9 protein-coding genes are annotated in these 11,255 nt (G+C 54.5%); all 9 read left to right on the plus strand.

Annotated features, from left to right (window positions below; genetic code table 11):
- Window positions 1-97 precede the first annotated feature (97 nt).
- The 9 genes from RT657_RS18540 (at window position 98) to RT657_RS18580 (ending at window position 11,125) form a co-directional block, all read left to right on the plus strand.
- Window positions 98-3,502, plus strand: a complete 3,405-nt coding sequence (locus RT657_RS18540) for a glycosyltransferase family 2 protein (protein ID WP_313656224.1) — start codon at window positions 98-100, stop codon at window positions 3,500-3,502.
- Window positions 3,503-3,661: 159 nt separating this feature from the next.
- The gene (locus RT657_RS18545; RefSeq protein ID WP_313656225.1) at window positions 3,662-4,630 is read left to right on the plus strand and encodes an HNH endonuclease signature motif containing protein; all 969 of its coding nucleotides are present in this window, start codon (window positions 3,662-3,664) and stop codon (window positions 4,628-4,630) included.
- Window positions 4,631-4,774: 144 nt separating this feature from the next.
- Window positions 4,775-5,497 carry an RNA polymerase sigma factor FliA gene (locus RT657_RS18550; RefSeq protein WP_313656226.1) on the plus strand — a complete coding sequence of 241 codons (723 nt, stop codon included), beginning with the start codon at window positions 4,775-4,777 and terminating at the stop codon, window positions 5,495-5,497.
- A gap of 49 nt (window positions 5,498-5,546) precedes the next feature.
- Window positions 5,547-6,050, plus strand: a complete 504-nt coding sequence (fliZ, locus tag RT657_RS18555) for a flagella biosynthesis regulatory protein FliZ (protein WP_111139956.1) — start codon at window positions 5,547-5,549, stop codon at window positions 6,048-6,050.
- A gap of 219 nt (window positions 6,051-6,269) precedes the next feature.
- Window positions 6,270-7,256 carry a D-cysteine desulfhydrase gene (locus RT657_RS18560; protein WP_313656227.1) on the plus strand — a complete coding sequence of 329 codons (987 nt, stop codon included), beginning with the start codon at window positions 6,270-6,272 and terminating at the stop codon, window positions 7,254-7,256.
- A gap of 112 nt (window positions 7,257-7,368) precedes the next feature.
- Window positions 7,369-8,169, plus strand: a complete 801-nt coding sequence (gene tcyJ, locus RT657_RS18565; RefSeq protein WP_313656228.1) for a cystine ABC transporter substrate-binding protein — start codon at window positions 7,369-7,371, stop codon at window positions 8,167-8,169.
- Window positions 8,169-8,837 (plus strand): cystine ABC transporter permease, encoded by a 669-nt coding sequence (gene tcyL, locus RT657_RS18570; protein WP_313656230.1) that lies wholly within the window; start codon window positions 8,169-8,171, stop codon window positions 8,835-8,837. Before tcyJ ends, tcyL begins: the two co-directional genes overlap by 1 nt.
- On the plus strand, window positions 8,834-9,586 hold the full coding sequence (tcyN, locus tag RT657_RS18575) for an L-cystine ABC transporter ATP-binding protein TcyN (protein ID WP_313656232.1): 753 nt from the start codon (window positions 8,834-8,836) through the stop codon (window positions 9,584-9,586). The genes tcyL and tcyN overlap by 4 nt, the downstream gene beginning before the upstream one ends.
- 453 nt (window positions 9,587-10,039) lie before the next feature.
- Window positions 10,040-11,125 carry an acyltransferase family protein gene (locus RT657_RS18580; RefSeq protein ID WP_313656234.1) on the plus strand — a complete coding sequence of 362 codons (1,086 nt, stop codon included), beginning with the start codon at window positions 10,040-10,042 and terminating at the stop codon, window positions 11,123-11,125.
- The last annotated feature ends 130 nt before the right edge of the window (window positions 11,126-11,255 follow it).

Below are 11,255 nucleotides of genomic sequence, written 5' to 3' on the forward strand. Positions count from 1 at the left end.
GCTGAATGCCCGGGGCCCTCTGAGTTGACTGCAGAGAGCCCGAATAAGGTCATAGGCAGTTTTCAATATTTTTATCAACGCCGCGGCAGGAGTGGTGATGTCTGACTTGAAGCATCCTTATTATATTGTGTCGCCAGATTACCGGGAGTCCTCCGGTGGGATTCAGGCGTTACACAAGCTCTGCCATCAGATAAACCTGCACGGGGGCAGCGCATGGATGGTTGACTGCGCGATTGTCAATCCGGCCTGGAATACGCCCAGACTGGATGCAAAAACCTATGAACAGCATAAAGAAGCTGAACTCATTCCGGTTGCAGTCTACCCTGAAATATACTCCGGCAATCCGCTCAATGCTGACGTCTGCGTGCGCTACATGTTAAATCATGAAGCCCTGCTTAACGGGAACCGTCTGGATGAAACAGAGGAGGATCTCTTTTTCTGGTACAGCTCGCAGCTGATCATAAAAGAACCTGAAGTCGATTTTTTAACGATGGTCGGGCCTGACCTAGAGATGTTTTCTGATGATGGCAGAGCCAAAACGACCCGGTTGCTTTATCTCAACAGAGTGCCTGAAGATAAAGTCGATTTCACTCGCCTGCCTGAAGACATCCTCGTTATCTCGGTTAAAAAGCCACGCCCGCTTGCTGAACTGGCTGAAATTTTAAAATCGGCGCAGGTGATGTATACCTTTGAGTGGTCCGGGACCTGTAATCTCGCCGCACTCTGCGGCACACCGGTCGTGTCAATGGTGGCTGAAGGTTATGAGAAGCTTGCCATCTCTGAGGCGTCGATTCGCGACATGGGTGGCGCAGGCGTCTGCTTCAGCGACGATGAGGCAGAACTGAACCGCACACGTGCCGGGCTATATAAAGTCCGCGAGCACATGAATCAGTTTGAAGCGAACTTCTCCCGGCAGTTAATGCACTTTTTCGCTGTCACGCAACGGGCCGCGCAGAGCAAGTGTGACGAGAAGTATTTGCCTGCTGAAACCTGGCTGGCCTCATACCCCACCTGTTACCCCTCCCGCTCACAAGCGGAACCCGGTTTATCCGTCAGAGTCGTGATGCTGGGGGAGAACGCTTCACCGGCTGCGGCCAGAACGCAATCATCGCTCAGCACACTAAATCTGAAGGTGGACAGTTATGCTGAGCCTGTGACAGGCGCTCAACAGCAACAACCGCAGCGTTTCAGCCACTGGTTAACTAACCTGCTGGCTGAGGATCAGCATGAGTGGGTGCTTTTCCTGCGCGCTGGCGACAGTGTTTTTCCGGAGATTTTTTCTGGCCTCACACATTTCAGCGAAGAAATCAGTCAGTCGCTGGCCTTTTACACTGACCGGATGTTTCTGAATCCGCAGGGTACGCTGACGTCGCTGTTTTTGCCTGATTTTGATCCGGATTATTTTCTGGCGATGCCGGATCGCTTTGCCCGGGGCACTTTCTTCCGGCGGGAATTATGCCTGGAGATTGTCAGGTCACGCGACATCCCGGTTCAGGCCGTTGAGACCGCATTTTTATTACAACTTGCCAGTGCTGGCCTGACACAGGATATACGGCATATTCCACTGCCTCTGCTTGAAGTGGTGACGACTGCCAGTCAGGAAAGTCTGACGGTCTCTTTGCTGGCAGAACACCTCGCTGAACGAGGGTACCCGGACGCCTCGGTGAACCGTTCCGGCGACAGGCTTTTCTCCATCGACTACCCCGTCCGAAAAAGCGATAAACTGACGGTTATTATTGTCGTCGAAGATGAAATCGACCGCGTGAAGCGACTGCTGTCCACTTTCGTCGACAGCGTCAGTGATGTGGAGTATGAGATCATCTTTATCGACAACTTCTCAGGCGATCAGCGTGTCAGAGAGTGGCTCTCTGCGCTGTCGGAGTTGAACAGCGATATCTTCAGGGTGTTTCTGGTTGACGAAAAAATCAGCGCGGTCAGTGCGCTGAATTATGCACTCTCAGTCGCACGCGGCACCTTTGCACTCTGCCTTTCCTGTGGCGTCTATTTCAATAATAAAACCTGGCTTCAGGCGCTACTGAATCATTGCGGCCGCCCGGATATCCTCGCCTGCGCACCACTTTTACTGAATGAAGATAATCGTCTCTGTTCCTCCGCACTTATTCATGGGCATAGCCGGCGATATTATGGTCAGGCTGACGCGGGGCATCCCGCACAAGACAGATGTGTACCGGAGCAGGTCGTTCCACAGCAATGCCTGCTATTGAGTAGTGAATGCATAATGATACGCACCGCTTCCTTCCATCAGGCTGGCGGGCTCCGGGAAGAATTTACCACTGTCCATGCGGCGATCAGCGATCTGCTGCTCCGGGCGGCAGATAAAGCGTCTGTGAACCTGTTCGTGCCGATGTCACGCGTCTGCTGCGATAAGCTCATGTCAGAGACGGAGCTCAGCCTGGATGCACCGGTTTTTACGGAAAAATGGATTGCGCGTTTAGCGCATGATCCTGGTGACAATCTCAATCTCTCCTGGAACGGCAAAGCGTTTGTCAGAGAGAGCAGTTATTTGCGCATAGCGGCACGGTCAGGCATGGCGCTCAGCGCACTGTTTTTATTCGACCCCGCTGAATTAGCAGAGGCGCACCGGGTTAAAGCCTATGCCCAGTCGGTGACGCAGGCGGGAGCAGACAGCGTTGCGGCGGCCGGTCACTCTGCTTCCCTGAGTGAAGTTTACCGGATCAAGCCGGAATGCCTCGTGCTTAACGATGTCATGGCGCACCGGCATTCATCACTGTTCAGCAATAAACACCTTCTTCCGGATACGCGCTTTATTGTCGAAGTGACCCGGGCGTCAATGCGCCCGCGTACTCAGCCGCTGGTTTGTGACGGTATCCTGCAGGAGGCCGATCGTTTACTTTTCAGAAACGCCGCCGTACTGAAACTATTTAACCATCACAACAGCCTGCTGCAGGCCGACAGACTTGATGCCGCGTGGCAGGGGCTGGCTAATGCCGCGCAGCAGATTACCGAGAACGGGAGTCAACCCCGGGTCGGCATTGTGCTGACAGACCTGCGCCAGGAAGACTGGCGGCACATCGACACGCTTATCCGGGAGATGAGCGAACAGATCCGCTGGATTATCTATGGGGCCTGTCCTGACGCATGGAAACCTTATATTCACGAGTATCACCGGCAAGTGCCGCAGAACAGGCTGCCACAGAAGTTTCAGGCGCTGAATCTCAGTCTGGCTCTCGCGCCTCTTGCCGATTGCTGGCAGAACCAGGCGGAAGGGCATCAGGTGATTGCACAGCTGGGAGCCTGTGGTTATCCGGTTCTTGCCAGCGATCACGATGCCTATAAAGCGATCAGGCATGTTCAGCGACTCAATAATAAAACCTCGCAGTGGCGATTTATGATTAACAAAATGGTCAATGATCCCCTGGCATCCCGCACGCTGGGTGACAATCTTTATCAGGAAGTTAACGCAGACTGGATTTATCCGCAGGGTGAACTGCCTGCATGGCTGACAGCTGACGAGGCGTAACCTCTGGAGGAGGGTGCGCCCGGCGTTTCCCTCCTCTTCGTCTGTTTCCGCGTCCCGGCAGCATTCAGGTCTTTTCCCATCCCGTTACAGTTCCCCCCTGGCCTGCCGATAACTCTTCACAGAACAACATCATTTTGATTTCAACTTTGTGGAGTGTCTATGCGCTTCAATTATGACCTTTTGCCGGGCGAGCGGCTGACCTTCGAGGAGATCGCCCGGCGTTATGCTCTGCAATACCCTGATGACAAAGAACTGACGGCGCGCGCCTTATTAAGCCCCTCAACCGGTCTGCGTACACTGAAGATTCGTGCGGTGTTCGCCCAGGAAGAGAGCAACAGCCCGTTAGAAGATCTGCTGTTTATCTCCAGTGACAACGAGCGAAAAAATTACCTGCGTCGCTTTGAGCACTACCTGAAACAGAATCTCTCGTTTCTCTATTTTCGTCGCAGCGAAAACGAGAAGCGCGACAACCTGTGGAAGGTGATGGGCACCAGTCAGGTCTTTGCAATGATCGACCCGCAATCGGCCACGGCGCAGAACCTGCTGAGCAGCCGCGGCTATAAGCTGGTGCTGATGCATCAGGATGATGACGAGGCCTACTGGCAGCTTTTTAATCCGCAGGCGAATCCCTGTTTCCCGCAGTCCCGGCGCATTCAGTTCATCGTGGTGCTAAGCACACCGCAGCTCAAAGTACCCGCGGCCGTGATGCCGGGAACAGAGGTCGGGCGCCGTGTCAGGGCCCGGGTGCTGCAGCGCGCCAGCCAGGCTGAATTTAGCGCCGGTGTCAAAGCACGCTACGGTGCCTGCGTCATGACCGGCACCGAACTGACTGAACGGCATAACTGGCCGTGGGTGGAGGCCTGCCATATCGACACGCGAGAGGGCGAGGATGGTCTGCTGGCCGACAACAGCATCGACAATGGCCTGTTTTTGCGCAGCGATTTGCAGCGGCTGTTTATTAACCGATTGATTAGCATTGATGGTGAGTCTGGCAGGATCCAGGTGCATCCTGGCGAGGAGGCGCGGCAGCATATTGCGCCCTGGTATCAGGAGCTGGATGGCCGTGTCTGTAGCCTGTGGACCGCCGTGCCGCCCGCCACGCGGCAACGGCTGCGTACCCGTCGTTAATTCCTACTGATGAGTGCAGAAGGATCTGCGCTCTGATGCAACAAAAATGAAATAGCCTTGTTTTACCCCGCCTATTCATCCAATCGAAAACGCTACAGAATTGGATAATCATGCCGATAACTTCATTAACGCAGGGTAGTCAACGTGAACGATTTCTATACCGCCGAAGGCGTGATGGACAAACATTCGCTCTGGCAGCGCTACGTGCCGCTGGTTCGCCATGAAGCGTTGCGTCTGCAGGTTCGCCTGCCAGCCAGCGTTGAGCTTGACGACCTGCTGCAGGCCGGGGGGATAGGGCTGTTAAACGCCGTGGAGCGCTATGATGCGTTACAGGGCACAGCATTTACCACTTACGCCGTGCAGCGCATTCGTGGCGCAATGCTCGACGAGCTTCGCAGTCGGGACTGGGCTCCACGCAGCGTTCGTCGTAACGCGCGTGAGGTGGCCGGAGCAATGCACAAAGTGGAGCAGGCGCTGGGGCGTTCTGCTTCCGAGCAGGAGGTGGCGCAGCAGCTGAATGTCTCTCTGGAGGAGTACCGGCAGATCCTGCTGGACACCAACAACAGTCAACTCTTCTCCTACGACGAGTATCGGGAAGAGCACGGCGACAGCGCGGAACTGGTGACGGAAGGCCATGAAGAGGCTAATCCGCTTCATCAGCTACTGGAAGGGAGTCTGCGTGAGCGCGTCATTGAAGCGATCGAAGCGTTACCCGATCGCGAAAAGATGGTGCTGACATTGTACTACCAGGAAGAACTGAACCTGAAAGAGATTGGCGCGGTACTTGATGTGGGTGAATCCCGTGTCAGCCAGCTGCACAGTCAGGCGATAAAACGCCTGCGGGCCCGACTTACGGGAGCGCGCTAGCAGTATCAGTTCCTGGCGATTCAAATTATAAGAAACCGGGGACTCAGTAATGGGAGCCAAGACCAAGGCCAGACCGTTAAGTCGTTATCTTAAAGACTATAAACACAGCCAGAGCAATTGTTCACACTGTGGCAAGGTATTAGATCGAATGGCGCTCGTTTTTCGTGGCCAGATCATCAATAAAGAGGCCATCGCAAGAATGGACCAGATGATTGATGAGCAGCTGTGGCTGAAACTTCAGCCCGAGCTGACCGCGCTTTGTCGTTTTTGTAGCGATATTTTTTGCAATACTCATCCTAATTATTTCGACATCATGTCATTTAAACAGTATCTGTTTGAGCAGACAGAGATGAGCCCCAGCACAATTCGCGAATATGTGGTGCGGCTGCGTCGGCTGGATGAGATGCTGAAAGCCAAGAATTTCCCGGCCGACAGGCTTCAGGGAAACAGCTGGCATCAGTGTCTGGAAAGTGATCTGCCCGATGCCGGCAATAACAATTACCGCATCGCGTTGCGCAAGTACGATCAATTCTTAGGCTGGCAGCAGGGTTAACCTGATCTGCACCGATTGCTCCCCCTTGTGCCTGCGGCACATTGCCTGTTACCTGCGCGTCGGGTAGCGGGAAGGGGGAGCACGGCGCTTCTTTCGTGTTACTATCACGCTATTACCCTTTGTCCTTTTCCCCCTCCGCTGTCAACGGAATCAGGGTGATCCTTTCTGCATCTTCTGCAACACTGTATAGATTATTCCCGCGCCCGAACGGAGGCCGCTTTGTCTTTACACCTGTTGCACCAGTTTCCCCGTCTTGAACTGCTTGGCGCACCGACGCCGCTGGAACATCTGCCGCGGCTGTCCGATTACCTTGGGCGCGATATTTTCATCAAACGCGATGATTTCACGCCGGTAGCGATGGGGGGCAATAAGCTGCGTAAACTGGAGTTCCTGGCGGCAGATGCGCTGCGTGAGGGCGCTGATGTGCTGCTGACGGCAGGCGCCATTCAGTCTAACCATGTGCGGCAGACGGCTGCTGTTGCGGCCCGGCTGGGTCTGAAGTGTGTGGCGCTGCTGGAAAACCCGATGGGTACTGACGCTGAAAATTACCTCAGCAACGGCAACCGTCTGTTGCTGGATCTGATGGACGCTGAAGTGATCATGGTGGAGGCGTTGCACAATCCGGCGGAGCAACTGGCGGAGGAAGCTACCCGGCTGGAAGCGCAGGGTTTCCGGCCATACATCGTACCGGTTGGCGGCTCAAATGCGCTGGGTGCGCTGGGCTATGTGGAGTGCGCCCAGGAGATTGCCCATCAGAGCGAAGGTGTGGTCGATTTCGCCGCCGTCATTGTCGCCTCGGGCAGTGCTGGCACCCATGCCGGGCTGGCCGTCGGCCTTGAGCATCTGCTGCCCCAGAGCGAACTGATTGGCATTACTGTATCCCGTCAGGTTGCGCAGCAGCAGCCGCTGGTTGAGCGGTTGCGTGACGCCCTGGCGGAGACGCTGGACGTCCGGGCTACGGCACCGATTACGCTATGGGATGACTATTTTGCGCCACGCTATGGCGAGCCGAATGAGGAAGGCATGGCGGCGGTGAAGCTGCTGGCGCGACTGGAAGGGATCATGCTGGACCCGGTCTATACCGGCAAGGCGATGGCCGGATTGCTGGATGGCATCCGCCAGAATCGTTTCCGTCGTGAAGGCCCGTTACTGTTTATTCATACGGGGGGCGCACCGGCGTTATTTGCTTATCATCCTTCGATCTGAGACAAGTCAATAAAACAGTTTATACTCCGTGCGTTATCATTCTGGACTGGCAGCGACTCGCGGTGCTGCCCTTATAAAAAACACACACAATACTGTCAATAATGGGGTGAATATGTCCTTTTCTCGTGCAGGTCGTCAGATGTTGATGGGCGTTATGGCTGTAGCGCTGATCGCGGGCGTTAACGTTAAAACTTTTGCAGCAGAAAACCTGCTGAACAAAATCAAAGAGCGCGGCACGCTGCTGGTGGGTCTGGAAGGCACCTATCCGCCGTTCAGCTTCCAGGATGAAAAGGGCAAGCTGACCGGCTTTGAAGTGGAATTTGCCGAGCAGCTGGCGCAGCACATGGGCGTTAAAGCGAGCCTGAAACCAACCAAATGGGATGGCATGCTGGCGTCACTCGATGCGAAGCGCATTGACGTTGTGATCAACCAGGTCACCATCTCTGATGAGCGTAAGAAGAAGTATGACTTCTCCACGCCGTATACCGTTTCCGGTATTCAGGCACTGACCATGAAAGCCAATGCCAGTACCATTACCAAACCGGCCGACCTGGCGGGTAAAAAAGTGGGCGTGGGTCTGGGCACTAACTATGAGCAGTGGCTGCGTGAGAATGTGAAGGGTGTGGACATCCGTACCTATGATGATGACCCGACCAAATATCAGGATCTGCGTTCTGGTCGTCTGAATGCCATTCTGGTTGACCGTCTGGCCGCGCTGGATCTGGTGAAGAAGACCGGCGATACCATGGCCGTGGCCGGTGACGCTTTCTCGCGTCAGGAGTCGGGCGTTGCGATCCGTAAGGGTAACGAAGACCTGCTGAAAGCGGTCGATCAGGCCATTGCTGAAATGCAGAAAGATGGCTCGCTGAGCAAGCTGTCGCAGAAATGGTTTGGCGCGGACGTGACGAAATAATGCAGGAAAGCCTTCAACTGGTGCTGGATTCAGCACCTTTTTTATTCAAAGGGGCGCTGTTTACGCTGCAGCTCAGCATCGGCGGCATGTTCTTTGGGCTGCTGCTGGGCTTTATTCTGGCCCTGATGCGCCTGTCGCGCATCTGGCCGGTGCGCTGGCTGGCGCGTATTTATGTCTCGATCTTCCGTGGCACGCCGCTGATCGCTCAGCTCTTTATGATCTACTACGGCCTGCCGCAGTTTGGCATTGAGCTGGATCCGATCCCCTCAGCGATGATCGGTCTTTCCCTGAATACTGCAGCTTATGCGTCAGAGTCTCTGCGTGGTGCGATTTCATCGATTGAGCGCGGGCAGTGGGAAGCCGCGGCCAGTATCGGCATGACGCGCTGGCAGACGCTGCGTCGGGTCATTCTGCCGCAGGCCGCGCGTACCGCGCTGCCACCGCTCGGCAACAGCTTTATCAGTCTGGTGAAGGACACCTCGCTGGCCGCCACCATTCAGGTGCCGGAGCTGTTCCGTCAGGCGCAGCTGATCACCTCGCGCACGCTGGAAGTTTTTACCATGTATCTGGCGGCCTCTCTGATCTACTGGGTGATGGCGACGGTGTTATCTGCTCTGCAGAACCGGCTGGAGCAGCATGTTAATCGTCAGGATTCGGAGTCGAAATGAGCGCCATCGAAGTCAGAAAGCTGGTGAAATCTTTTAATGGCCAGCGAGTGCTGCACGACATTGACCTTGATGTGGCCGCGGGTGAAGTGGTCGCGATCATCGGTCCCAGCGGCTCTGGCAAGACGACGCTGCTGCGCAGCATCAACCTGCTGGAAGTGCCGGATAGCGGCACCATAAGGGTCGGGGATATCACCATTGATGCGGCTCTGGCTGAAAGTAAGCAGAAAGAGCAGGTGCGTCGTCTGCGTCAGCAGGTCGGGTTTGTCTTCCAGAACTTCAATCTGTTTCCGCACCGTTCCGTGATCGATAACATCATTGAGGGGCCGGTGATTGTTAAAGGTGAAGCGAAAGCGGAGGCGGCAGCCCGTGCCCGCACGTTACTGGAAAAAGTGGGACTGCAGGGAAAAGAGGCGAGTTTTCCGCGTCGTCTCTCTGGCGGGCAGCAGCAGCGTGTAGCGATTGCCCGGGCGCTGGCGATGCGACCAGAAGTGATCCTGTTTGATGAACCCACTTCGGCGCTGGATCCGGAGCTGGTTGGTGAGGTGCTCAACACCATCCGTGCGCTGGCTGAAGAGAAACGCACGATGGTTATCGTCACGCATGAAATGAGCTTTGCCCGCGACGTGGCTGACCGCGCCATCTTCATGGATCAGGGACGGATTGTGGAGCAGGGCGACGCGAAGGCACTATTCAGCAACCCCCGCCAGCCACGTACCCGTCAGTTCCTCGACAAATTCCTGAATCAGTAATCACACTGCCTTCTTCGGAAGGCAGTTTTTTATCTGCCTGACTGAGCGTTCCTCTCTTCATTTATACCGCTCTCACTGCGCCGTTATCATAATGAGTCATTTATGTGTTAAACGTTTTGACACATCTGACAAAACTTTTCTTTTAATCAACTATTAACTGGCTTCTGCTATTGCGTCTTTCTCTTATTTATATTCATCCCTTAATCAAATGATTATTATCCTTTGCTTCGGGTTTGGCTGCGCTTATTCGGAACATGTGTAGCTATTCGTAAGTGTAAGGAAACGTTCTGCTGAGTAAATAACTGTAGCATCAGGGCCACTTCGTTTTTTTTAAGAGTTTCGCTACATTCATCATCTGGTCAAAGGCGAATAATTGGCGGATAACGATAAAGCAATAGTGATTTCCTCGCTTTGACTTTTCACTCTTCTGACCTACACAGCAGGAGTCATTGAATGAACCAGATTAAGTCAGACAAGATACTCTGGGTGGACACCCTGAAAGGTGCCTGTATTATGCTGGTGGTGCTCTACCACACGGTGCTGCCCGGTTTTGAAGGAACGCTGAAATATCTTTCTGCCGGATGGATCCCTGCCGAAATATGGATACAGTTTAATACGGTCCTGTCGCCACTGCGGATGCCCGCTTTTTTCTTTGTATCGGGTTTGCTGGCGACAAATGGCATTATTAACCGGCCCTGGAAACAGGTCTTTACCAGCCGCATCACCAATCTCTTTTATCTCTATATTCTGTGGGGATTTATTCAGTGGTGGTCAATTGTCGGTATTTCAACAGAAATAACCGGCCAGCGCATTTCTCAGAACCTTAATGCCGCCTATGCGGGTTCTCTGTGGGAATTTCTCCGGCTGACTTTTATGGCCATGAGTACCTCATGGTATCTGTATGGGCTGGGACTTTATTTCCTGTGTGCCAAAATTTTCCGTGAATATAAGCTGGCCCTGGTAGCGGGTGCGGTTGTGCTGAATTATCTGGCGGTGGAAAAAGTGATCCCTTACTGGGGACCGCAGAGTCTGGCGCAATATTTCCTCTTCTTCCTGCTGGGCGCATTCTGGAGTCAGACCATGCTGCGGCTGAGTGAATGGCGGCGAGAGAATCTGATGCCCTGGGCGGTGCTGGCAGCGGTCGCCGGTATTCATGTGATATTCGGGCTGGATAAGAGTCTTTTCCTGTGCGTGCTTGCGGTGCTCTTCAGTATTGCCGCCTGCCGCTGGCTGAATCAGCATTTCAGCATGCGCTATCTCAACTGGGTAGGGCGTAATACGCTGCAGATTTACGTACTGCATCGTATTTTTATCGAGTTCTTTGGAATGACCGCGATTCAGTTTGCGCAGCGGCATCACCTGTTTGAGCAGGCGTGGTTTTCGTGGCTCTGGGCCTGCTTCTATCCGGTGGCCATCGTAGGGCTCTGTTCACTCAGTTCGGTCGCCATCTGGTCGCTGACCAATCGCGGCGTTGGCCAGTCGCTGTTTGTTTTCCCGACACTGCTGAAAAGGACGCCGGGCAGTGTGAGCAGGGGATAAAGGAGGTAGTAACAGGCTGGCGCTGGACAAGGCTCGGGTGGCGGCGGGTTTACGCTGAGCAGGTTTCGCCCGCCAGGCGAGCGGGAGTTTCAGGTTGCCCGTGCAGGCGGACGCGTTAAGGGGCGGACGC

It is taken from the genome of Pantoea sp., from assembly GCF_032114055.1.
GTDB lineage: Bacteria > Pseudomonadota > Gammaproteobacteria > Enterobacterales > Enterobacteriaceae > Pantoea.